At 64.3% G+C, this 21189-nt stretch carries 24 protein-coding genes; 19 read left to right on the top strand and 5 right to left on the bottom strand.

Annotation, left to right across the window (positions count from 1 at the left end):
- Nucleotides 1-3: 3 nt before the first annotated feature.
- Together NCS58_RS15935 and NCS58_RS15940 are read left to right on the top strand one after the other, a co-directional pair.
- Entirely contained in the window at nucleotides 4-384 is a 381-nt protein-coding gene (locus tag NCS58_RS15935; protein WP_061116020.1) for a nucleotide pyrophosphohydrolase, read from the top strand.
- Between the two features lie 82 nt (nucleotides 385-466).
- Entirely contained in the window at nucleotides 467-1648 is a 1182-nt protein-coding gene (locus tag NCS58_RS15940; RefSeq protein ID WP_061116019.1) for an acyl-CoA dehydrogenase family protein, read from the top strand.
- Nucleotides 1649-1658: 10 nt separating this feature from the next.
- Here the strand turns inward: NCS58_RS15940 and NCS58_RS15945 are convergent, their stop codons facing one another.
- A complete protein-coding gene (locus tag NCS58_RS15945) occupies nucleotides 1659-1910 on the bottom strand; it encodes a DUF4148 domain-containing protein (protein ID WP_061116018.1) in 252 nt (83 codons plus the stop codon).
- Between the two features lie 237 nt (nucleotides 1911-2147).
- Between NCS58_RS15945 and NCS58_RS15950 the strand changes: the two genes are divergently transcribed.
- The 5 genes from NCS58_RS15950 (at nucleotide 2148) to NCS58_RS15970 (ending at nucleotide 6054) form a co-directional block, all read left to right on the top strand.
- A complete protein-coding gene (locus NCS58_RS15950) occupies nucleotides 2148-3185 on the top strand; it encodes a M14 family zinc carboxypeptidase (RefSeq protein WP_061116017.1) in 1038 nt (345 codons plus the stop codon).
- Nucleotides 3182-3976 carry an alpha/beta fold hydrolase gene (locus NCS58_RS15955; protein WP_061116124.1) on the top strand — a complete coding sequence of 265 codons (795 nt, stop codon included), beginning with the start codon at nucleotides 3182-3184 and terminating at the stop codon, nucleotides 3974-3976. The genes NCS58_RS15950 and NCS58_RS15955 overlap by 4 nt, the downstream gene beginning before the upstream one ends.
- Nucleotides 3977-3995: 19 nt before the next feature.
- Nucleotides 3996-4502, top strand: coding sequence for a cupin domain-containing protein (locus tag NCS58_RS15960; protein ID WP_250538632.1), 507 nt, complete (start codon nucleotides 3996-3998; stop codon nucleotides 4500-4502).
- 280 nt (nucleotides 4503-4782) lie between these two features.
- The gene (locus tag NCS58_RS15965) at nucleotides 4783-5022 is read left to right on the top strand and encodes a hypothetical protein (RefSeq protein ID WP_061116016.1); all 240 of its coding nucleotides are present in this window, start codon (nucleotides 4783-4785) and stop codon (nucleotides 5020-5022) included.
- A 201-nt stretch (nucleotides 5023-5223) separates the two neighbouring features.
- Nucleotides 5224-6054: a GNAT family N-acetyltransferase gene (locus tag NCS58_RS15970; protein WP_250477342.1), complete on the top strand. Its 831-nt coding sequence runs from the start codon at nucleotides 5224-5226 to the stop codon at nucleotides 6052-6054.
- 17 nt (nucleotides 6055-6071) lie between these two features.
- Here NCS58_RS15970 and NCS58_RS15975 read toward each other — a convergent pair whose 3' ends face one another.
- Nucleotides 6072-6266 (bottom strand): DUF1059 domain-containing protein, encoded by a 195-nt coding sequence (locus NCS58_RS15975; protein ID WP_061116015.1) that lies wholly within the window; start codon nucleotides 6264-6266, stop codon nucleotides 6072-6074.
- A gap of 111 nt (nucleotides 6267-6377) precedes the next feature.
- On the opposite strand from NCS58_RS15975, the gene nthA reads away from it, so the two are divergent.
- Genes nthA through NCS58_RS16000 form a run of 5 tightly spaced genes read left to right on the top strand, consistent with a single transcriptional unit; the run spans nucleotide 6378 to nucleotide 9603 of the window.
- The gene (nthA, locus tag NCS58_RS15980; RefSeq protein WP_061116014.1) at nucleotides 6378-7025 is read left to right on the top strand and encodes a nitrile hydratase subunit alpha; all 648 of its coding nucleotides are present in this window, start codon (nucleotides 6378-6380) and stop codon (nucleotides 7023-7025) included.
- Nucleotides 7022-7696: a nitrile hydratase subunit beta gene (gene nthB, locus NCS58_RS15985; protein ID WP_061116013.1), complete on the top strand. Its 675-nt coding sequence runs from the start codon at nucleotides 7022-7024 to the stop codon at nucleotides 7694-7696. The genes nthA and nthB overlap by 4 nt, the downstream gene beginning before the upstream one ends.
- Before the next feature lies 1 nt (nucleotide 7697).
- A complete protein-coding gene (locus tag NCS58_RS15990) occupies nucleotides 7698-8495 on the top strand; it encodes a nitrile hydratase accessory protein (protein WP_061116121.1) in 798 nt (265 codons plus the stop codon).
- Between the two features lie 23 nt (nucleotides 8496-8518).
- Complete coding sequence (locus tag NCS58_RS15995) at nucleotides 8519-8905, top strand: tautomerase family protein (RefSeq protein WP_061116012.1); 387 nt, start codon at nucleotides 8519-8521, stop codon at nucleotides 8903-8905.
- Nucleotides 8902-9603, top strand: coding sequence for a 4'-phosphopantetheinyl transferase superfamily protein (locus tag NCS58_RS16000; protein WP_061116011.1), 702 nt, complete (start codon nucleotides 8902-8904; stop codon nucleotides 9601-9603). The genes NCS58_RS15995 and NCS58_RS16000 overlap by 4 nt, the downstream gene beginning before the upstream one ends.
- A 16-nt stretch (nucleotides 9604-9619) precedes the next feature.
- On the opposite strand, the gene NCS58_RS16005 is transcribed toward NCS58_RS16000, so the two are convergent.
- On the bottom strand, nucleotides 9620-10126 hold the full coding sequence (locus NCS58_RS16005; protein ID WP_061116010.1) for a M48 family metallopeptidase: 507 nt from the start codon (nucleotides 10124-10126) through the stop codon (nucleotides 9620-9622).
- A gap of 260 nt (nucleotides 10127-10386) precedes the next feature.
- On the opposite strand from NCS58_RS16005, the gene NCS58_RS16010 reads away from it, so the two are divergent.
- A complete protein-coding gene (locus tag NCS58_RS16010; RefSeq protein WP_061116009.1) occupies nucleotides 10387-10926 on the top strand; it encodes a metal-dependent hydrolase in 540 nt (179 codons plus the stop codon).
- A 27-nt stretch (nucleotides 10927-10953) separates the two neighbouring features.
- Entirely contained in the window at nucleotides 10954-11448 is a 495-nt protein-coding gene (locus NCS58_RS16015; RefSeq protein ID WP_061116008.1) for an LEA type 2 family protein, read from the top strand.
- On the opposite strand, the gene NCS58_RS16020 is transcribed toward NCS58_RS16015, so the two are convergent.
- Nucleotides 11445-11870: a cupin domain-containing protein gene (locus tag NCS58_RS16020; RefSeq protein ID WP_061116007.1), complete on the bottom strand. Its 426-nt coding sequence runs from the start codon at nucleotides 11868-11870 to the stop codon at nucleotides 11445-11447. The two genes, NCS58_RS16015 and NCS58_RS16020, sit on opposite strands and share 4 nt — an antisense overlap.
- Nucleotides 11871-12094: 224 nt before the next feature.
- Here NCS58_RS16020 and NCS58_RS16025 point away from each other — a divergent pair, with 224 nt between their 5' ends.
- The 5 genes from NCS58_RS16025 (at nucleotide 12095) to NCS58_RS16045 (ending at nucleotide 20676) form a co-directional block, all read left to right on the top strand.
- Nucleotides 12095-16960: an NAD-glutamate dehydrogenase gene (locus NCS58_RS16025; protein WP_250538641.1), complete on the top strand. Its 4866-nt coding sequence runs from the start codon at nucleotides 12095-12097 to the stop codon at nucleotides 16958-16960.
- A 176-nt stretch (nucleotides 16961-17136) separates the two neighbouring features.
- Nucleotides 17137-17814: a CsgG/HfaB family protein gene (locus tag NCS58_RS16030; RefSeq protein ID WP_061116005.1), complete on the top strand. Its 678-nt coding sequence runs from the start codon at nucleotides 17137-17139 to the stop codon at nucleotides 17812-17814.
- 24 nt (nucleotides 17815-17838) lie between these two features.
- The gene (locus NCS58_RS16035) at nucleotides 17839-18201 is read left to right on the top strand and encodes a DUF4810 domain-containing protein (protein ID WP_061116004.1); all 363 of its coding nucleotides are present in this window, start codon (nucleotides 17839-17841) and stop codon (nucleotides 18199-18201) included.
- 9 nt (nucleotides 18202-18210) lie between these two features.
- Nucleotides 18211-18885: a DUF799 domain-containing protein gene (locus NCS58_RS16040; RefSeq protein ID WP_061116003.1), complete on the top strand. Its 675-nt coding sequence runs from the start codon at nucleotides 18211-18213 to the stop codon at nucleotides 18883-18885.
- Between the two features lie 402 nt (nucleotides 18886-19287).
- A complete protein-coding gene (locus NCS58_RS16045) occupies nucleotides 19288-20676 on the top strand; it encodes an FAD-binding oxidoreductase (RefSeq protein ID WP_061116002.1) in 1389 nt (462 codons plus the stop codon).
- Nucleotides 20677-20725: 49 nt separating this feature from the next.
- On the opposite strand, the gene NCS58_RS16050 is transcribed toward NCS58_RS16045, so the two are convergent.
- A complete protein-coding gene (locus tag NCS58_RS16050; protein WP_061116001.1) occupies nucleotides 20726-21082 on the bottom strand; it encodes a host attachment protein in 357 nt (118 codons plus the stop codon).
- Between the last annotated feature and the right edge of the window lie 107 nt (nucleotides 21083-21189).

A 21189-nucleotide genomic window follows, 5' to 3' on the forward strand; every position in this document is an offset into this window, starting at 1 on the left:
GTCATGGATCAGCACGACCAGCAAGAAGGCACAAGCGAACTCGTCCGGATGCGCGACATGCTGCGCGAGTTCGTCAGCGAGCGGGACTGGAGCCGCTTTCACTCGCCGAAAAACCTCGCGGCGGCGTTGTCCGTCGAGGCGAGCGAATTGCTTGAACCGTTCACGTGGCTCGCCAGCGGCGACAAGGCCGAGCTCGACGAAGCGAAGCTACGAGCGATCCGTCACGAAATGGCGGACGTGCTCGCTTATCTCGTGATGCTCGCGGACTCGCTCGATGTCGATTTGCATCGGGCGCTGATCGAGAAAATGGCGCTGAACCGGTCGAAGTATCCGGTACACAAAGTAAAGGGCGACGCGCGCAAATACACCGAGTACGACGAGTGAGCGGCCTTCGCGAAAGCTTCTGGCGCGCAACGCGCCCGGGCGGTTAAGCTTGGGTTCGCCCCGTTCCCCTGGAGGATTGTTGATGGACTTTTCGCTCTCGCCCGAACTCATCGATCTGCAGGCGCGCGTGCGCGCTTTCATCGCGGAAGAAATCATGCCCTTCGAGCGCGATCCGCGTTGCACGCCGCATGGCCCGAACGAGGCGCTGCGCGCCGAGCTGGTCGCGAAAGGGCGCAAGGCGGGGCTGTTGTCGAGTCACGTTTCGCCTGAATTCGGCGGCCTCGGCCTGAATCACGTCGCCAAGGCCATTCTGTTCGAAGAAGCGGGTTATTCGCCGCTCGGCCCTGTCGCACTGAACATTGCTGCGCCCGACGAAGGGAACATGCATCTGCTCGAGGCTATCGCCACGCCGCAGCAGAAGGAACGCTGGCTGCGTCCGCTGGCTGCGGGCGAGATCCGCTCGTGTTTCTGCATGACCGAACCGCCGCCGGGCGCGGGCGCCGATCCCGCGATGCTGCAGACCACGGCGGCGCAGGACGGCGACGAATACGTGATCGATGGACGAAAGTGGTTCATCACGGGCGCAGAAGGCGCGGCGGTCGCGATCATCATGGCGAAATTCGCCGACGGCCCAGCGACGATGTTCCTCGCCGATATGTCGAGCCCGGGCATCGTCATCGAACGTGCGATGGATTCGCTCGACACGTGCTTTCCCGGTGGCCACGGCGTCGTGCGCTTCGAGGGCTTGCGCGTGCCGAAAGCGAACGTACTGGGCGAGCCGGGTGAAGGGTTTCGTTATGCGCAAGTGCGGCTCTCGCCCGCGCGTCTCACGCACTGCATGCGCTGGCTCGGCGCCGCGCGGCGCGCGCACGATGTCGCGACGGCGTATGCGCGGCAGCGTCAGGCGTTCGGCCGTGTGTTGGGCGAGCACGAAGGCGTCGGCTTCATGCTCGCGGACAACGAAATGGATCTGCACGTGACGCGCCTCGCCATCTGGCACTGCGCATGGGTGCTCGATCAGGGCGTGCTCGGCAAGCACGAGTCGAGCATCGCGAAGGTGGTGTCATCGGAGGCGCTGTGGCGCGTCGTCGACCGCTCGGTGCAGGTGCTCGGCGGTCAGGGCGTCACGCATGAAACCGTCGTCGCGCGGATTTTCGCGGACATGCGCGCGTTCCGGATCTACGACGGTCCGTCGGAAGTGCATCGCTGGAGCATCGCGCGGCGCATTCTGCGCGGGCAAAAGCCGCGCCCCGAATCCGCCTGACGAATGCGGCTCACTGCACCGTGTTTTCGCCGCGAGCCTGGCGCTGCGCGATGATGCGGCTCGCGCGCAACGCATTGTCGGGATAATTCAGCCAGTCATTCGGATCGTAGCCGGCCGAGCGCCAGAGCAGGAAATCCTGCTGGACCTGCGCGCGGGTTTTCGGCGCGTTCGGATCACTGGTTTGCGCCTGCGGTTGCGCGAGCGCGGAGGCCGCGCAGCACAACGCTAGCGCGCCGACGATGAAACGGGGGATGGATGACATGACAGAACCCTCACACCGCATGACACGGCGATTTCATTCTAGGTGACACGACGCTAACGTGCAGGGCACCGTTCTGGTGACGCCCCATACATGACGGTTCGCGTACGGCTGCGTGATATCCGATATGTCGTGTATTGACGATGCGCCCTATACTCGATCTTTCCGGGCACGGACTTCCCGGCGCAAAAACCGAGCCGCCGCCCGAGCCGATTAATACAAGACGACAAGGCCGCAGTCATGAGCACTTCGAGCGTCGCCGTGACCAGCAGTTTTCCGGAGATGGATGAACTGAAGGCGATTCGCATCGCGGGCGGCGCGCGCTTCGCGTGGCGCACGATCGGCGAAGTGCAGGCGCGCCGTCAATCGTTTCCAATTTTGACCGCGTCGATCGGCTCGGACGATCCGCAAGCGCCCGCGATCGGCTTTTTCGGCGGCGTGCACGGGCTGGAATGCATCGGCACGCAGCTCGTCCTCGAATACATGCGTGCGCTTTTGCGCCGCCTCGAATGGGATGAGACGCTGCATCATCAGTTGCGCGCGATCCGTCTCGTCTTCATGCCGATCGTCAATCCCGGCGGCATGTTCGCGCGCACGCGCGCGAATCCGAACGGCGTCGACCTGATGCGCAACGCGCCGCAAAGCGCCGAGGGACGCGTGCCGTTTCTCGCGGGCGGCCAGCGCATCGGGCCGTGGCTGCCGTGGTATCGCGGGCCTCTCGACGGTCGCATGGAAGTGGAGAGCGCGGCGCTGCTTTCCGTCGTCGAGGAGCAACTGATGTCGCGGCCGCTCAGTTTCGCGCTCGATTGTCATTCGGGTTTCGGCTGGGACGACAGCATCTGGTTTCCCTACGCGCGCACCGAGCGCCAGATGGCGCATCTGCCGGAAATGTTCCTGCTGAAGACGATGTTCGAGGCGTCGTATCCGCATCACGGCTATGCATTCGAGCCGCAGAGCCATCAATACCTGTTGCACGGCGACCTGTGGGATTTCGCGTATGACCGCTCCCGCGCGCCCAGCATTTTTCTGCCGATGACGCTCGAACTCGGCTCGTGGCGCTGGATTCGCAAGAATCCGATGCAGCTGTTCTCGCGCCTCGGCATCTTCAATCCGATCAAGGCGCATCGCACGCGGCGCGTGCTGCGGCGCCATCCGAACTTCTTCGATTTCCTCACGCGCGCCGCGTTCTCGTCGCGGCGGTGGCTGCCGAGCGGCGAATGCCGCGAGGACGTGCTGCGGCGCGCGCGCGAGCACTGGCAGCGCACGGGCGCATCATGAGCGATTGGGTGCTCCTGCGCGGTCTCACGCGCGAAGCGCGTCACTGGGGCGCGTTCGATGAAGCGCTCGTCGCACATGGGGTCGTCGGCGCGGGCGAGCGTGTCGTGTGTGTCGATTTGCCGGGCAATGGCGCCGAACATGCACATACGGCGCCGGTTTCCGTCGTCGCGATGATGGACTTCGTGCGCGAGCGCGCCGTGGCGCTGAAGGTGCGCCTGCCGTGCCGCGTGCTCGCGATGTCGCTCGGCGGGATGGTCGCGACCGCGTGGGCCGAACGACATGCGGACGAGATCGAGCGGCTCGTGCTCATCAACACCAGCATGCGCCCGTTCGCGCGCCTGCCCGAACGCCTGCGTCCCGCCGCATGGCCGATGCTCGCCCGCATCGCGATCACATGGACGCAGCCCGAACGATGCGAGGCGATGATTCTCGTGCTCACATGCAATCGCAACGACATGCGCGACGCGGATATCGCGCGCTGGGCATGGCTGCGGCGCACGCATGGCGCGAGCGCGGCCGGCGCGCTGCGTCAACTTGCGGCGGCTGCGCGATTTCGCGCGGGTGACGAACGGCCGCGATGTCCGGTGCTGCTGCTGTCGTCGGCGGCTGACCGGCTCGTCGATCCGGTATGCTCTGCGCGCATCGCGAAACAATGGCGCGCGCCGCACCGGGTGCATCCGTGGGCCGGCCACGACCTGCCGCACGACGATGCCGACTGGACGTGCAACGCGATCGCCGTATGGCTCGGCGAGCATGAACGCACGCGTGACATTCGCGCGGCAAGCGCATGATTTCGACAATCAAGACCCCATGAAACCGCCCATCGTCAATCTCGATACGCTCGATCCTCAACCGCTGCCGCCCGAGTTCGCGCCGACCGGCGCCGCCGCCGAACGCTATGCGCCGCGCATCGCGCGTATCGGCGGCATGCTCGGCGCGAGGAAGCTCGGCTATAGCCTCATCGTGCTCGAACCGGGCAAGCGTGCGTTTCCGTTGCATCATCATCGCGTGAACGAGGAGATGTTTTTCGTCATCGAAGGCGAGGGCGAAGTGCGTGTCGGCCAAGAGACGCATGCGATTCGCGCGGGCGATGTCATCGCCTGTCCGCCGGGCGATTCCGAAACGGCGCATCAGATCGTCAACACGGGCGCGCAGGCGTTGCGCTACCTTGCGATCAGCACGATGCAATCGCCCGAAGTGGTCGAATGTCCGGACACGGGCCGCCAGGCCGTGCTGGTCGCGGATGAACCCGGCGTGAAAGGCCTGCGCGCGGTTTTTCGCGCCAGCGATTCGCTCGGTTACTGGGACGGCGAGTGAATGCCGCATACGCCGCCTCCTCGATGAGTACTGCACGCAACGATCGGCACTTCCGCGCTAAATCCCGTTACTGCCTCTAAAGCATGTGCGATTCCGGCCACGCTTAGGGAAAGCTCGTGTTGCAACGCAGCATCGCATTGCGTATGCTGTTCCTGGCGGGGGCATGAGTCTCCGCTTTCATCGAGACATCGACACGAACAATCAAACGCCGGAAAACACAGAGCGTTCATCGGGCAGGACCGGTAAGCATTACGGATCTCCGCCTGAAGGAGCCGCACATATGGAACTGACCACATCGTCGAAACCGACTCTGCATATCTTCCAACAGGAAGGCGGGTGGCATTGGGGCATCACCGTCGAACGGGCGGCGGGAGGCGGAATGAAGGTCGTTGCGTATAGCGACGAAGGCTTCGATTCCGAGGAAGCAGCGCGCGAGGACGGCGAGCACGTCTTGCGCTCGGAAGACTGGCGTTCGCGCCAGAGTTTCAGCCGTAGCGAACGGCGTCAAGGGTGTACCTGATCGGGGCGAAACACGTTCGCCTCGATGTTCCCCCGCCGTTCTGTCCATCCCACGTTGTATCCATCCCTCGCTGCATCTTTCCCCTGCATCAGAAACGCGCGACACTGAATGCACCTGCATTTCGAGAAGACGTGCCATATGTCGTCCGTTCCCTGTCCGTCTCACGCCACGCCTGACGATCCTCGCTTCGCCATACGCCGCATGACAGCGCGCCATGCCGCCATCGCACTCGACTGGGCCGCGACCGAAGGATGGAATCCGGGCCTCGACGACGCCCGCGCTTTCTTCGCCGCCGACCCGCAGGGCTTCTTCGTGGGCACATGGGACGGCGTGCCGGTCGGCTGCATCTCCGCGGTCGCATACGGCGATGCCTTCGGTTTCATCGGCCTGTATATCGTGTGTCCGCAATGGCGCGGCAAGGGCTTCGGCATGCGCTTGTGGAACGAAGGCATGCGCTATCTCGGCGCGCGCAACATCGGGCTCGATGGCGTGCTCGCGCAGCAGCCGAACTATCGCAAATCAGGCTTCGTGCTCGCGTATCGCAACGTGCGCTACGAGGGCGTCGCGCCGGCGCATGAAGAGCCGGTCGATGGCGTGACGATCGTCGACGCGCCCGCCGTGCCTTTCGATAGCCTGCTCGACTACGACACGCGCATGTTTGCGTGCGAGCGTGCGGCGTTCCTGCGCGCGTGGCTGTCCCAGCCGAAAAAAGACGCACGCGCTCTCGTCGCGCTCGATGGCGACGCGATATGCGGGCTCGCCGTGATACGGCGTTGCGGCGCGGGGCACAAGATCGGTCCGCTCTTCGCCGACGATCTCACGACTGCGCGCGCGCTCTATCGCGCACTCGTGTCCGCGCTGCCGGGCGAAACCGTGTTTCTCGACGTGCCCGAGAGCAATCCTGCGGCGGTTGCGCTCGCCGTCGAGCACGACATGAAGAGCGTCTTCGAAACGGCGCGCATGTACACGCGCGCGGCCCCGAGCGTGCCGCTTGCGAATGTTTTCGGCGTGACGACTTTCGAACTCGGCTGAAAACCCGACGACCGCGATCAGGCAGGCGGCGTGCCCTCGTGGAAGAAGGTCTTCAACTGCGAACGCAGCTCGGGCGAGTCGGTGTGCTGATGCACGGCGACCGCGTGCTGCACGGCCGCTTCCATCAGTTCCTCCTCGGAGTCGGCGGAAAGAGCGATGCTGCACTTCACATCGCTCGGGCATTCGCGGCAATCGATGTACTTGCGTGTCATGGCATCCTCCTCGCATGAGACGCTGATCAAAGTATAGGCGGCGTGCCGGCGTTTGCACGCGCGCGCGCACTCCGGTAACGTGTGACGTCTGTGCCACTCGCGAGACCGCGCATGAGCCACGATCATCCTCATCATCACGAACACGAACCCCACGGCAGCGCGTTGCCGGAGATGGACTTGCGCGTGCGCGCGCTCGAATCGCTGCTGGTCGAGAAGGGCTATGTCGATCCGCAGGCGCTCGACGTCTTCGTCGAGACTTACGAGCACAAGGTCGGCCCGCGCAACGGCGCGCGCGTCGTTGCGAAGGCGTGGCGCGATCCGGCGTTTCGCACGTGGCTGCTCGACGACGCCACCGCCGCCATCGCGTCGCTTGGCTACACCGGGCGGCAAGGCGAGCACATGGTCGCGCTCGAGAACACGGAGAACGTACATAACATGGTGGTTTGCACGCTGTGCTCGTGCTATCCGTGGTCCGTGCTCGGGCTGCCGCCTGTCTGGTACAAGTCGGCGCCATATCGCTCGCGCGCGGTGATCGATCCGCGCGGCGTGCTGAAGGATTTCGGCGTCGAATTGCCTGAACATGTCGAGTTGCGCGTGTGGGATTCGACCGCCGAAGTGCGCTATCTCGTCGTGCCGATGCAACCCGCCGGCACGGATGATCTCGACGAAGACGCGCTCGCCGATCTCGTCACGCGCGATTCGATGATCGGCACGGGCCTCGCGCTTGCGCCATCGCGGGCAACGGGAGCATCGGCATGAACGCGGCGCACGATATGGGCGGCATGCAGGCGTTCGGTCCTGTTGAAATCGATGCCTGCGACGCGCCGGGCGCATCGCCTTTTCATGCGGAGTGGGAGCGGCGGGTTCTGGCCGTCACGCTCGCGATGGGCGCAACGGGCCAATGGAACATCGACACGTCGCGGGCCGCGCGCGAAAGCCTTCCGCCCGCGCAATATCTCGGCAGCAGCTATTACGAAATCTGGTTCGAGGGCTTGAAGAAGCTGCTGATGGCAAAAGGACTCGCGAGCGCGGACGAAATCGCGAGCGGCCGTTCGCACTGTGCCGCGAAGCCGAACGTGCGCGTGCTGAAGGCCGCGGACGTGAGCGCGGCGCTGTTGCGCGGCGCGCCGGTCGAGCGGCCGGCGACATCGCCCGCGCGCTTTGCCGTCGGCGATGAAGTTCGCACGAAGCTGATGAATCCGCCGACGCACACGCGTCTGCCGCGCTATTGCCGGGGCAAGCCCGGGCGCATCGTCGCGGTGCGCGGCACGCACGTCTTTCCCGATGAAAACGCGCTCGGCCACGGCGAGCATCCGCAGTGGCTCTATACCGTGCGTTTCGATGCGAAAGCATTGTGGGGACCGGACACGACTGCGTCCTCGGTGTGTGTCGATTGCTGGGAACCTTATCTCGATGCCGCGCGCGCGTGACATGACCTCGAACGAACCCAAGCTGCAGGCGTTGCGCGCCGTTTTGCCCGAATTGCCTTTCGATGACAACGGCCCGGTGTTTCGCGCACCGTGGGAAGCGCAGGCCTTCGCGATGACGCTCGCGCTGTACGAGCGCGGCGTGTTCACGTGGAAGGAGTGGGCGCACGCGTTGAGTGTCGCGATCAGGGACGCGCAGGCGGCGGGCGATCCCGACCACGGCGATACCTACTACACGCACTGGCTGAGCGCGCTCGAACGCCTCACGGCCGAGAAGGGCTGCGTGAGCGAGGAGACGCTCGCACGCCGGCGTGTCGAATGGGACGAGGCCGCGCGCGCGACGCCGCACGGCCAGCCGATCGTTCTGAAGCGCACGCAGGGACTGCCGCCCGCGACGCTCGACGCGTATCGCGCGGCGATCTATCGCATCGCAGTGCAGCCGGGCATCGACATGAAAGTCGGTGTCGCGAATGCAGGGGCGGCGTCGTTGCTGGCGAAACATGATGTCGCGAGCGCGGTGTTCGTCACGGCGTCCAATCCGTTCGGCCAGGTGCTCGCGCCCGAAGAAAACGCGGCGCGCCAGCGCAGGCTGATCGAGCGCGTCGGGCAGTCGAGGTTGCGCGCGCTGCCGGGCGAAGGCATCGATCCGACGAACGAGTGGGTGGCCGAATCGAGCCTCTTCGTGCTCGGCGCGACGCACGAGACCGCCGATGCGCTGATGACCGAGTTCGCGCAAAACGCCGTCGTGTACGTCGATCGCGCGGGCCTGCCGCAATTGCTGCTGCATCCGTACTTTCGCTGAAACCCATCCACGAGGAGAAACTCATGCCGCTCGTTCGCATCGATCTGCAAAAAGGCAAGGACAGCGCGTATCGCACCGCCATCGGCGACGTGGTGTACGACGCGATGCGCACGACGCTCGACGTGCCCGAGAACGATCGCTTTCAGATCGTCGCCGAGCATGGTGCGGGGGATTTCATCGTCGATCGCACGTATCTCGGCATCAGCCGCACCGATGATTGCGTCGTGATTCAGGTCACGCTCAACGAAGGGCGCGATGTCGTGAAGAAAAGCGCGTTTTACAAGGCCGTCGCCGATGGCCTGCACGAACGCCTGAAACTTCGGCGCGAGGACGTATTCATCAGTCTCGTCGAGGTGAAGAAGGAGAACTGGTCCTTCGGCAACGGCGAGGCGCAGTACGCACCGAAATGACCGAAGCGACGATTCCCTTCGGCATTGCGCCGGTGCCGCTTCCCGCCGACACGCCCGCGGACGTGCACGTGTGGCGGGTTCAGATCGACTTCTCGGTGCCGATCGACGGCGCGCCCTACGCCGTGATGAACGCGAGCGAGCGCGCTCGCGCCGCGCGCTTTTTGCGTCATGCGGATGCCGCGCGTTTCGGCGCGGTGCGCTGCGCGTTGCGGCATGTACTCGCCGCCGCAACGGGCGGGGATGCCGCAGGCCTCGTGTTCGACGCCGACGACCGGGGCCGCCCGTTTCTCGCGCAACCGGACGCACCGGATTTCAACGTGTCGCACTCGGGCGCGTATGGCCTGATCGCGGTATCGCGGGCAAGGCGGGTGGGCACCGACATCGAAGAAGCCCGCGCGACGTTTCAATGGCGCGAGCTGGCGCCCGCCGTGCTGGCGGATTCGGATCGCCGCGAAATCGACGCACTGCCCGACGAGTCCGCCCGAAGCGCTGCCTTCTTCGACTGCTGGACGGCCAAGGAGGCGGTGCTGAAGGCGCACGGCGACGGCATCGGCGGCGGGGCGATCGCGATGGACCGTTTCCCGGTGCTGCCGCGCGATGGCGTTCGCTATGCGCTCACGCGCGATGCGGGCGTGTTCGAAGCGGTTGCGCTGCATGCGCCTGCCGGGTACGCCGCCGCGCTCGCCTGGTCATATTGATGCGATGCAGCGATGCTCACGCCACTCTGGCGCGCGCGAGGTCGCGATGGGTGAGATAGAGCCGCAAGTCGAATTCAATCTGATGGTAGCCCGGCTGCATCAGCTCGCACAGCCGGTAGAAGGCCTTGTTGTGATCGCTTTCCTTCAGATGCGCGAGTTCATGCACGACGATCATCCGAAGAAACTCGGGCGCGGTGTCCCTGAAGAGCGATGCGATGCGGATTTCCTTTTTCGCCTTGAGCTTCGTGCCCTGCACACGCGAGATCGCGGTGTGCAGGCCGAGCGCGTGACGGAGCACGTCGAGCTTGCTGTCGTAGAAGACCTTGTCGATCGCGGGCGCGACGCGCAGAAATTCCTGCTTCAGGCCCGAGCAATACTCATACAGCGCGCGATCGGACTGCACCGCGTGCTTGTTCGGATAGCGCGCATCGAGATAAGCGCCCAGTTGTTGCTGGGCGATCAGTCGGCGCACCTTGTCCTGTAGCGTGTTCGGGTAGGCGCTCAGGTATTTCAGGTGTTGCATGACGGCCGGATTGGAATAGATACGTTCAATGCCTGATGCGCAGGCGGGCGTGGGACGCCTGGGGCACCGTCCGCAGCGTGATTGCGCAGCAATCTAGCAATCATTTTAGTCAACCCGGCGCCGCCTCGCCGCCGATGTGATCACAACCGTGTTTCGACGCGCGCAATTCCGTAAGTTTATGTTTCAGCCCGGCTCCGGATGCGCCCGCCGTGCGAACATGCGCGCTCTTTCGGTACGGGCGACAAAGGCAGGCTTTTTTCATGGCATCGAGCAAGGCGCATCACGCGACCGGATGGGCGGCGGGCATCATCGCGGCGGCGGTCGTGCTGCATCCGGCAAGAGCGGCAGCGGGCGCGCATATGGTGTCGGGCGTGCTTGCGCTGCTGGCCGGTGTCGTCGGCGCCACTGCGCCCGACTGGCTCGAAGTCGCATGGTGGACGCGCGCGCGCAAACTCTGGATCACGCATCGCACGCTCACGCACTGGGGCGTCGGCTGGGCCGCGCTTCTCGTGCTGTCCTATCACTTTCTCGGGCGGCATCCGGCCGCGCCCATCGCGTTCGGCTTCGCGTGCGGCGGCCTCATGCACCTCTTCGCGGACTGGCCGAATCCACTCGGCGTGCCGTGGATCGTCGCGCGCCATTCGCTCAATCTGTGGACGAGCGGGCATTGCGATCTGATCATCGTGGCGGGTGCGTGGGCTGCGGCGCTTTTTGTCGTCGACGATGTCTGGTTTGATCATGTCTATGGGCGCATGCTGTTGGACTATGGCCGCATGCTGCTGAATGCGCTGCATACCTGACACGACATCGCGAGGAGTCACATTCCCATGCAATCGAAATACACGCGCAATCGCTTCTTTCTCTTCTTCGTTGCGTTGATCGCGATGCTCGCGCTCGACGGCTGCGCGGGCTTTTTCAACCGCGACGCGATGCGCGTCTCCGTCGCGGGCATCGAGCCGCTCGAAGGCCAGGGACTCGAAATGCGCTTCGCCGTGAAGCTGCGCGTGCAGAACCCGAACGATGCGCCGATCGACTTCGACGGCGTCGCGCTCGATCTCGACCTCAACGGCCGCGCGTTCGCGAGCGGCGTGAGCGATCAGCGCGGAACGGTGCCGCGTTTCGGCGAGACGATCGTGTCTGTGCCGGTGACCGTTTCGGCGTTTTCGGTCGCGCGCCAGGCGTTCGGCTTCGCGAACGGCGACACGGTCAGCAAGGTTTCGTATGCGGTGCGCGGCAAGCTCGCGGGCGGCGCGTTCGGCGGCGCGCGCTTCGCCGACAGCGGCTACGTCGATCTTCCGGGACTGGGCGCGTCCGGCTACTAGGACGCCTGCGCTTCCCGCGGATCGTAGGGCACGACGCGATCCGCCTCGCTGGCATCGTTGCGGGCGATCACGGCGCGAGCAGGCTCGGTCGCACTCAGATTGACCGGCTGATGCGGCACGCCCGGCGGAATGAACACGAAGTCGCCCGGCTCGTTGATGACCGATTCCGCCAGTCCCGGCCCATAGCGCGTCTCGATGCGTCCTTCCAGTATGTAGATGCCCGTCTCGTAGCCCACGTGGACATGCGGCTCGCCACGGCCGCCCGGCGGTACGACGACGAGATGCATCGCGAGGCCGCGCGTGCCGGCCGTCGCCGCCGACAATCCGATGAAATAAGGCAGATGCTGAACCGTCGCGAGCTTTTCCTGCGGCCGCACCGTGACGACCGTTTGCTGTGCTGTCTCTTGCCTCGTGACCTGCATGGCGATTCCTCCGTCGGCTGATGCGCCGCTATCGACGATAGCCGAAAGCCGCTGTCGCGCAAAGATCATGCGGCGCGGCTAAGGTACGGCCATGCGCGCACCGTCTTTGTGCAACCGCACATGCCCGACCCGGGGCCAAAGGCGCCGGGCGGCGCATAATCTCCTTGATTGATTCGAAGAGCGTGCCGCAACCGCATCGCAACCGAAAGCCTCGGGAGGACACCATGCTGGTCAAGAACGAAGCGCGGGTCGAACAGCTCATCAACGATCTTCTGGACTTCGCGCGAGGACGATTGCCGGAGTCGTCCTTCAAGGTCATCGAGCCGCTGCTTCGCTATTACTACGAGCAGGTCGATGTCGAGGATATCGCGAGCCGCGACGTCGCCGATCTCTACGGCGCGGCGATGGCGCACTGGCAGACGGCGCAGAAGTTCGTGCCCGGGCGCGAGGTGCTGCGCGTCTACAACCCGAATCTGGAACAGCACGGCTGGCACTCGGACCACACGGTCGTCGAGATCGTCAACGACGACATGCCGTTTCTCGTCGACTCGGTGACGATGGAGCTCAACCGCCTCGGTCTCGCGCTGCATTCGGCGATTCATCCGGTGTTTCGCGTCTGGCGCTCCGGCAAGGGCGCGCATGCGGGCGATATCGAGCGCATCGGCCAGGGCCACGCCGAAGCGGGCGATGGCAATTCCGAGCTCGAATCGTTCATCCATTTCGAAGTGGACCGCTGCGGCGACGGCGAGCGTCTCGAGGAAGTGCGCGACAACATCGCGCGCGTGCTGGGCGATGTGCGCGCGGCGGTCGAGGACTGGCCGAAGGTGGTCGATGCGGCGCGCGTCGCGATCGGCGATCTGAAGATGCGCGACACGACGCCGGACGGCATCGAGTCCCGCGCATTCCTCGAATGGATGGTCGCGGATCATTTCACCTTCCTCGGCTGCCGCGATTACGAGCTTGTCGAGCACGAAGGCGGTCCCGCGTTGCGCGGCGTGGCGGGCTCCGGCCTGGGCATACTGCGCGAGACCTTGCGCGAGCCTTCGGCGGGCGACGTGACGCCGCTGCCGCCGGGCGCGGCCGCGATCATCGAAGGCGCGGCGCCGATCTTTCTGACAAAGGCCAATTCGCGCGCGACGGTGCATCGCCCGGGCTATCTCGACTATGTCGGCGTGAAGCGCACGTCGCCCGATGGCAAGGTGACCGGCGAGCGGCGGTTTCTCGGTTTGTATACGTCGACCGCGTATCTCGTGCCGACGTCCGAAATCCCGATCGTGCGCCGCAAATGCGCGAACATCGTGCGGCGCGCGGGCTTCCTCGAGAAAGGTCATCTGGCGAAGTCGCTCATTTCCGTGCTGGAGCAGTATCCGCGCGACGAGCTTTTCCAGGCCGATGAAGACGTGCTCTTCGATATCGCGATCGGCGTGCTGCGTTTGCAGGAACATCAGCGCACGCGCCTATTCGTGCGGCGCGACCGCTTCGACCGTTTCGTGTCGTGCCTCGTCTTCGTGCCGCGCGACAAGTTCAACACCGACTTGCGCCGCCGCATCAGCAAAGTGCTGCTGGAGGCGTTCAATGGCAAGAGCATCGAGTTCACGCCGCTTCTGTCCGAATCGCCGCTCGCGCGGATTCATATCGTCGTGCGCGCCGACCGGGGCGCGATGCCGGAAGTCGATACGCGCGAACTCGAAGCACGCATCGTGCAGGTCGCGCGCCGCTGGCAGGACGATCTCGCCGATGCGCTCATCGACAGTCACGGCGAGGAGGCGGGCAATCGTCTGTTGCAGCGCTATGCCGATTCGTTTCCCGCCGGTTATCGCGAGGACTATCCGGCGCGCACGGCGGTGCGCGACATCGAACTGATCGAGGCGACGCACACGCGGCCCGGCGGCTTGTCGATGAGTCTGTACCGGCCGATCGAAGCCGGGCGCCGCGCATTCCGTTTCAAGGTCTATCGCGTAGGCGACCCGATCGCGCTGTCGCACAGCCTGCCGATGCTCGAACATCTCGGCGTGCGTGTCGATGAAGAGCGTCCGTATCTGATCGAGCCGACCGGTGCGCCCCACGCATGGGTCCACGATTTCGGGCTCGAATTGCAGGACGACGTCGAGTTCGATATCGACCGTGTGAAGCCGCTCTTCGAAAACGCGTTCGCGAGTGTGTGGTCGGGCGAGATCGAGAACGACGACTACAACCGTCTCGTGCTGCGCGCGCAGTTCGGCGCGCGCGACGTGACCATCATGCGGGCGTATGCGAAGTATCTGCGGCAAGTCGGCTCGACTTTCAGCGATGCGTATATCGAGCGCGCGCTGATCGGCAATCCGTTGATCGCGAAGAAGCTGCTGCAACTTTTCATGGTGCGTTTCGATCCTGCGCGCGGCGGGTCGGCCGAGGATCGCGACAAGGCCGCGCAACGCGTGCTCGCCGATATCGAGGCGGCGCTCGACCAGGTGCCGAACCTCGATGAAGACCGCATCCTGCGTCAGTTCCTCGGCGTCATCACGGCGACGGTGCGCACGAACCACTTCCATCGCGATTCGAACGGCCAGCCGCGTCCGTATGTGTCGTTCAAGCTCGATCCGTCGAAGGTGCCGGGCCTGCCCGAGCCCAAGCCGATGTTCGAGATCTGGGTCTATGCGCCGCGCGTCGAGGGCGTGCATCTGCGCGGCGGACGCGTCGCGCGTGGCGGGCTGCGCTGGTCGGACAGGCGTGAGGACTTCCGCACAGAAGTGCTGGGCCTCATGAAAGCGCAGATGGTGAAGAACACGGTGATCGTGCCGGTCGGATCGAAAGGCGGCTTCGTCGTGAAGAATCCGCCGCCCGCGACGGACCGCGAAGCGTTTCTGAACGAGGGCGTCGCGTGCTATCAGATGTTCCTGCGCGGCCTGCTCGATGTGACCGACAACCGCACGCCCGATGGCGTCGTGCCGCCGCCGGACGTCGTGCGCCACGATCCCGACGATCCGTATCTCGTCGTCGCCGCGGACAAGGGCACGGCGACGTTCTCGGACTACGCGAACGCGATCGCGCGAGAATACGGCTTCTGGCTCGACGACGCGTTCGCGTCCGGCGGCTCGGTCGGTTACGACCACAAGAAAATGGGCATCACCGCGCGCGGCGCGTGGGAATCGGTGAAGCGCCATTTCCGCGAGATGAACTTCGATACCCAGTCGACGGATTTCACCGTGGTCGGCGTCGGCGACATGTCCGGCGACGTGTTCGGCAACGGCATGCTGCTGTCGCGTCATATCAGATTGATCGCGGCGTTCGATCATCGGCATGTGTTTCTCGATCCGACGCCCGATGCGGCGACGAGCTTCGAGGAGCGCGCGCGTCTTTTCGCGCTGCCGCGTTCCAGTTGGGCCGATTACGATGCCGCGCTGATCTCGACGGGCGGCGGCGTCTATCCGCGCACGGCGAAGTCGATTCCGATCTCGCCGCAAGTGCAGGCGGCGCTCGGCATCAGCGCATCGGTGCTCGCGCCGAACGAACTCATCCGCGCGATCCTGCTTGCCGAAGCGGATCTGCTCTACAACGGCGGCGTGGGCACGTATGTGAAATCGAGCGCGGAGACGCATCAGCAAGTCGGCGACCGCACCAATGACGCCGTGCGCGTGAACGGCGCGGAGCTGCGCGTGAAGGTCGTCGCGGAAGGCGGCAATCTCGGACTCACGCAACTGGGGCGCATCGAATTCGCGCAGCGCGGCGGGCGCATCAACACGGATGCGATCGACAATTCCGCCGGCGTCGATTGCTCGGATCACGAGGTCAACATCAAGATCCTGCTCGGCCTCGTCGTCGCGGATGGCGAGATGACCGAGAAGCAACGCAACGCGCTGCTCGCCGAGATGACCGATGAAGTCGGCCTGCTCGTGCTGAAGGACAACTACGCGCAGACGCAGGCGCTCTCGATCGCGAAGCGTCACGAAGCCGAGACGCTCGATGCCGAGGCGCGCATGATGCGCTTCCTCGAACGCGCGGGCCGCCTGAAGCGCAGGATCGAGTTCCTGCCTTCGGATGACGAAATCGCCGAGCGCGCTGCGGCGAAGTCGGGACTGACATCGCCCGAGCGCGCGGTGCTGCTCGCATACGGAAAGATGTGGCTCTACGACGAACTGCTCGAATCGAGCGTGCCGGAAGACGCGCTCGTCGCGGACATGCTGCCCGATTATTTCCCGAAGCCCCTGCAGCAGCGCTATAGCGAGACGATGCAGCGCCATCCGTTGAAGCGCGAAATCCTCGCGACGCATCTGACCAATGCGCTCGTCAATCGCGTGGGCTGCACGTTCGTGCATCGGCTGATGGAGGAGACCGATGCGTGCCCGAGCGATATCGTGCGCGCGGCATTGATGGTGCGTGACGTATTCGATCTCGACGATCTGTGGCGCAGCATCGACGGGCTCGACAATATCGTCGCGGACGAAGTGCAGGCACGCATGTTCGTGGATCTCGTGCGTCTGCTCGACGATACGTCGCTCTGGTTCCTGCGGCATCTGAAGCACAACGGGTCGGGCGCCCACGAAGCGCGAGGCCTGCTCGCGCGCTGCCGGGAGGCGGCGCAGCGGCTCGCGCCGCAACTGCCCGCGCTCCTGCCCGCGCCGCAGCTCGACGCGTGGTATGCGCGCCGGCGCGAACTGGAAGATGCGGGCGTCGAGAGCAGCCTCGCGGCGCGCGTGGCGAGCGGCGAGATCGCGACGGCGGTGCTCGACAGCGCCGAAGTGGCGGCGTGCTCGGAGCGCAGTCTCGAACTCGTCGCGAGCGTGTACTTCGGCATCGGCACGCTGCTCGACTATCGCGGCATCGCCGAACGGGCGATGGCGTTGCCGATCGCGACGCACTGGGACCTGCTCGCGCGCGCGGCGGCGCTGGAAGAGCTCGCGCGCCTGAAGCGCGCGCTGACCGTGAGCGCGCTCGAACAATCGCGCGGCATCGATGCGCCCGATGTGATCGTCGAGAGCTGGCGTGCGAAGCGGCAGGACGCGCTGGATCGCTATACGCGGCTGCTGGCGGAACTGCGCGCGAGCGGCGGGGCGAGTCTTTCGATGTTGCTGGTGGTGGTGCGGGAGATGGCGGTGCTGGAGCGGGCCTGACCCATGGCAGGCACGACGGCGATGGCGGCGCAATCGCCGCCATCGCCGCCATCGCCGCTCAGTTTTAGGAATTCTCTTTCTTTTCGAATGTCCGGAATTGCCAAATAATCACCGGTTTTTGAAATCGCCTGATCAAAGACAGGCGATTTCGATTTCCGACGTTGAAAAGGCAATTAATGAATTTCACAAAAGGACAATTGACGATCGTCATCGCGTCCGTTGCGGCGATATTGGGCGGATGCGCGAACGAAGCGTCGCGCACGCTGGCGGTACCCGAACTGGCGAGCGCCCAGAAGCCTTTCGCAGGCAAAGCCGTTCCGGTGTCCATCGGCAAGTTCGACAATCAATCGAGCTACATGCGCGGCGTGTTCTCGGACGGCGTCGATCGCCTCGGGGGTCAGGCGAAGACCATTCTCGTCACTTCCTTGCAGCGCAGCCGCCGCTTTGCCGTGCTGGATCGCGACAATCTCGCCGAAACGAAACTGGAAGCCGGCTTCGCAAACAAGGCCCAGTCGATCCGGGGCGCGAACTATGTCATCACCGGCAACGTGACGGAGTTCGGCCGCAAGGAAGTCGGCGATCGCGAGTTGTTCGGTCTTCTCGGACAAGGAAAAACGCAGGTGGCCTATGCGAAGGTCAGTCTGAATATCGTCGATACGGCCACCTCCGAGGTGGTGACGTCGAGCCAGGGCGCGGGCGAGTACAGCCTGTCGACCCGTGAAGTGATCGGCTTCGGCGGAACCTCGAGTTACGACTCCACGCTGAGCGGCAAGGTGCTCGATCTCGCCATCGGCGAGGCGGTCAATCGTCTGGCCGAGCAAGTCGATGCGGGCGCGCTGCAAACCGCGAAGTAATCTCCTCACTCATATCCGAAGAACATGATCTCGAAGAACAACAAACTGACCGCGCTCGCGCTGCCGGTCGCGGCGGCGTGCGCGCTGCTGACGGGGTGCGCAACGCAGACCGCGCCGCTCTATCAATGGGACGGCTATCAGCCTCAAGTCTACGAATACTTCAAGGGGCAAAAGGGCGCGGCCGAACAGATCGCGGCGCTCGAGGCTTCGCGCGAGAAAACCCTGGCGCAGAACAAAGCGTTGCCGCCCGGCTTTCGCGCCCACCTGGGCATGCTGTACGCGAGCGTCGGCAAAGGCGCCGAGGCTCGCCAGCAATTGACGGAAGAAAAGGAACGCTTCCCCGAATCCTCCGCGTACATGGATTTCCTGTTGAGCAAACTTCAGTAAGCGCCCACTATGACCTTCCTTATTTCCCGCAAACTCGTCGCGGTCGTATCGGTATTGCTGATGCTGTCCGCGTGCGCTTCACATTCTCCGAGCCAGACCGACCACGCGGCATTTCGCAGCAACAAGCCGCGCTCGGTTCTCGTTCTGCCGCCGCTCAACGATACGAACGACGTCAACGCGACATACGGCATGTTGTCCCAGATGACGATGCCGCTCGCCGAAGGCGGTTACTACGTGGTGCCGGTCGCCGAAATGGAGGAAACCTTCAGGCGCAACGGCCTGACGACTGCCAACGACATTCAGAATGTCGCGCCCGAGAAGTTGCGCAGTATCTTCGGCGCGGACGCGGCGTTGTACACGAAGATCACCGATTACGGCTCGTCCTATCGGGTCATCGCGAACAGGACCGTGGTCGCGGCGCAAGCCAAACTGGTCGATCTGCGCTCGGGCGACCTGCTCTGGAGCGGCTCGGCGACGGCGAACGGCAGCGAGGTCGGCGGCGACTTCAGCGTAGGCTCGGGCCTCGTCGGCGCGCTCGTGCAGAACGCCGTCAAGCACGTCGTCAATGTCACCACCGACAAGGCATGGAGCGTCGCGGGACTGACCAGCCAGCGCCTGCTGGCAACGGGCGGAACGAACGGCATGCTGTATGGCCCGCGCTCGCCGAAGTACGATTCGAACTGATCGACACGTAATGGATGAGCGAAAACGCGCCGATTCGTCGGCGCGTTTTTTTTGGGCTGTTAAACCGTGGCTTCCTTAAAAATATCCTTAAATAAGGAATACACATAAAACGAATGAAGCGCTGCATTCGCTCTTCGATCTGATCGGCAACTTTGTCCGATACATGCTAGATCGCATGCATGAATTCACTGGTCGGGCACTTTACATTGCGTAACCCGAGGCATTAAATCAACGAGCGGTCGAAGCGTGCGCTTGCCGCGATCCATTCCCGTTCTCGTGGTCACCGGTGTGCAACCGATCGACACGCCACGCGCGATCCGATGGCGGGTTTCTTGCGCTTTCGCGTACCAACTGGCAGGGTCGGAAACGTCGCAGCGCTTTACTCAGCAGCGAGGTCTCACAATGGTCAACATCTCAGGCGAAGCGATCGATACCTTGAAGGCGTCGGTGAGAGGCAGGATCATCTCACCGGCCGAAGCCGACTACGACGAAGCACGCAAGGTCTGGAATGCAACGATCGACAGGCGTCCCGCGCTCATCATGCGTTGCGCGGGCACGGCCGACGTGATCGCCGCACTCTCGTTCGCGCGCGACAACGGCCTGCTGGTCTCGATTCGCGGCGGATCGCACAACATCGCGGGCAGCGCAGTCAGCGACGACGCCTTGATGATCGATCTCTCCGCGCTGAAATCCGTGCGTATCGATCCGCAAGCGAAACGCGCGTATGTCGAGCCGGGCGCGCTGCTCTCCGACTTCGATCACGAAGCACAGGCATTCGGTCTCGCGACGCCGCTCGGCATCAACTCGACGACGGGCGTCGCGGGTCTCACGCTCGGTGGCGGCTTCGGCTGGATCAGCCGCAAGTTCGGCGTGACGGTCGACAATCTCGTCGCGGCGGAGATCGTCACGGCGGACGGCACATGGCGGCGCGTGAGCGCGGACAGCGATCCCGATCTCTTCTGGGCATTGCGCGGCGGCGGCGGCAACTTCGGCGTCGTGACGCTGTTCGAATATCAGTTGCACGAAGTCGGTCCGCAGATTTACGGCGGCCTCGTCGTGTATCCGCTCGAACAGGCGGATCAAGTGCTGCCGAAGTATCGCGAGTTCGTGGCGCAGAGCCCCGACGACCTGACCGTGTGGGCCGTGCTGCGTCTCGCGCCGCCGTTGCCGTTCCTGCCCGAAGACGCGCATGGCAAACCGGTCGTCGTGCTGGCGAGTTGCTATGTCGGGCCGGTCGAAAACGGTGAAAGGGCGCTCGCGCCCGTGCGCAGCTTCGGCACGCCCTACGGCGAGCATCTCGGGGTCATGCCGTTCGCCGCATGGCAGAAGGCCTTCGATCCGCTGCTGACGCCCGGCGAGCGCAACTACTGGAAGTCACACAACTTCGCGAGCCTGAACGATGAAACGTTCGACATCCTGACGAATGCGGTGAAATCGCTTCCGTCGGGGCAATGCGAGGTTTTCATCGGTGCGATGGGCGGACAGACGAACCGCGTTCCCGTCGATGCAACGGCGTACGCGAATCGCGATTCGATCTATACCATCAACATTCACGGGCGCTGGAGCGATGCCGCCGACGACGAGAAGTGCACGAAATGGGCGCGCGACATGTTCGCGGCGATGACGCCGCACGCACTCGGCAGCGTCTACGTGAATTTCATGACGGGCGAAGAAGGCGATCGTGTAAAGGCGGCGTATGGCCCGAACTACGAGCGGCTTGCTGAAGTGAAGCGCCGTTACGATCCGGACAACGTGTTCCGCAGCAATCAGAACATCATGCCCGCGGCGTGACGCGCGGCGCGCCGTTTCTTTGCGGGAAACGGCGTGCCACGAGCAATGTTCAGGGCCGGTCCAGATGACGGCCGATACCGCGCGTGTCCGTGCCCGACACGTCGCTATTGACTTCCTCGTAGACGAGCTTGAGCGTTTCGCCGCTCAGATGGTTTCGCAACAAGCCGAGAAACCTCGGCTCGACCGCGAGGCGCAGGCGATCGAATCGTTGATGCAGGCGGCTTCGTTCGAGATACTCTGCGACGGTCCTCGCGAATTTTTCCCGGTCGCTTTCTGCCGTTTCCGCCACGCGCGCAGCCGTATTCCGGAGGTCCTCGACTTGCCGCAGGTCCAGCTTCAATCCTTGCGTCTCGAAGATCCGGGCCCGGCTGCCATCGGCGGCAAGAACCCAGGTGATGGCGGTCATGATGCTCCTCCTGTTCGCCAGCCCAAGCAGGCTCCCGCCATTGTGCGCCTAAACGCCGTGTAACGGCTTCGTTCTCGCGCCGCATTCGCTTTCGCGGCGCAGCATAA

Origin of the sequence: Caballeronia sp. INML3B (genome assembly GCF_023631305.1) — a bacterium.
Classification (GTDB): Bacteria; Pseudomonadota; Gammaproteobacteria; order Burkholderiales; family Burkholderiaceae; genus Caballeronia; species Caballeronia turbans.

Bases quoted from the DNA above. Each gene is read 5' to 3' on its own strand.
- NCS58_RS15975 (WP_061116015.1), bottom strand. From the start codon at position 6,266: ATGACACGCAAGTACATCGATTGCCGCGAATGCCCGAGCGATGTGAAG.
- NCS58_RS16000 (WP_061116011.1), top strand. From the start codon at position 8,902: ATGACCGAAGCGACGATTCCCTTCGGCATTGCGCCGGTGCCGCTTCCC.
- NCS58_RS16035 (WP_061116004.1), top strand. From the start codon at position 17,839: ATGATCTCGAAGAACAACAAACTGACCGCGCTCGCGCTGCCGGTCGCG.
- NCS58_RS15935 (WP_061116020.1), top strand. From the start codon at position 4: ATGGATCAGCACGACCAGCAAGAAGGCACAAGCGAACTCGTCCGGATG.
- NCS58_RS15950 (WP_061116017.1), top strand. From the start codon at position 2,148: ATGAGCACTTCGAGCGTCGCCGTGACCAGCAGTTTTCCGGAGATGGAT.
- NCS58_RS15955 (WP_061116124.1), top strand. From the start codon at position 3,182: ATGAGCGATTGGGTGCTCCTGCGCGGTCTCACGCGCGAAGCGCGTCAC.
- NCS58_RS16005 (WP_061116010.1), bottom strand. From the start codon at position 10,126: ATGCAACACCTGAAATACCTGAGCGCCTACCCGAACACGCTACAGGAC.
- NCS58_RS15945 (WP_061116018.1), bottom strand. From the start codon at position 1,910: ATGTCATCCATCCCCCGTTTCATCGTCGGCGCGCTAGCGTTGTGCTGC.
- NCS58_RS15995 (WP_061116012.1), top strand. From the start codon at position 8,519: ATGCCGCTCGTTCGCATCGATCTGCAAAAAGGCAAGGACAGCGCGTAT.
- NCS58_RS15990 (WP_061116121.1), top strand. From the start codon at position 7,698: ATGACCTCGAACGAACCCAAGCTGCAGGCGTTGCGCGCCGTTTTGCCC.
- NCS58_RS15940 (WP_061116019.1), top strand. From the start codon at position 467: ATGGACTTTTCGCTCTCGCCCGAACTCATCGATCTGCAGGCGCGCGTG.
- NCS58_RS16020 (WP_061116007.1), bottom strand. From the start codon at position 11,870: ATGCAGGTCACGAGGCAAGAGACAGCACAGCAAACGGTCGTCACGGTG.
- NCS58_RS16015 (WP_061116008.1), top strand. From the start codon at position 10,954: ATGCAATCGAAATACACGCGCAATCGCTTCTTTCTCTTCTTCGTTGCG.
- NCS58_RS15970 (WP_250477342.1), top strand. From the start codon at position 5,224: ATGACAGCGCGCCATGCCGCCATCGCACTCGACTGGGCCGCGACCGAA.
- NCS58_RS15960 (WP_250538632.1), top strand. From the start codon at position 3,996: ATGAAACCGCCCATCGTCAATCTCGATACGCTCGATCCTCAACCGCTG.
- NCS58_RS16010 (WP_061116009.1), top strand. From the start codon at position 10,387: ATGGCATCGAGCAAGGCGCATCACGCGACCGGATGGGCGGCGGGCATC.
- nthB (WP_061116013.1), top strand. From the start codon at position 7,022: ATGAACGCGGCGCACGATATGGGCGGCATGCAGGCGTTCGGTCCTGTT.
- NCS58_RS16030 (WP_061116005.1), top strand. From the start codon at position 17,137: ATGAATTTCACAAAAGGACAATTGACGATCGTCATCGCGTCCGTTGCG.
- NCS58_RS16025 (WP_250538641.1), top strand. From the start codon at position 12,095: ATGCTGGTCAAGAACGAAGCGCGGGTCGAACAGCTCATCAACGATCTT.
- NCS58_RS15965 (WP_061116016.1), top strand. From the start codon at position 4,783: ATGGAACTGACCACATCGTCGAAACCGACTCTGCATATCTTCCAACAG.
- nthA (WP_061116014.1), top strand. From the start codon at position 6,378: ATGAGCCACGATCATCCTCATCATCACGAACACGAACCCCACGGCAGC.
- NCS58_RS16050 (WP_061116001.1), bottom strand. From the start codon at position 21,082: ATGACCGCCATCACCTGGGTTCTTGCCGCCGATGGCAGCCGGGCCCGG.
- NCS58_RS16045 (WP_061116002.1), top strand. From the start codon at position 19,288: ATGGTCAACATCTCAGGCGAAGCGATCGATACCTTGAAGGCGTCGGTG.
- NCS58_RS16040 (WP_061116003.1), top strand. From the start codon at position 18,211: ATGACCTTCCTTATTTCCCGCAAACTCGTCGCGGTCGTATCGGTATTG.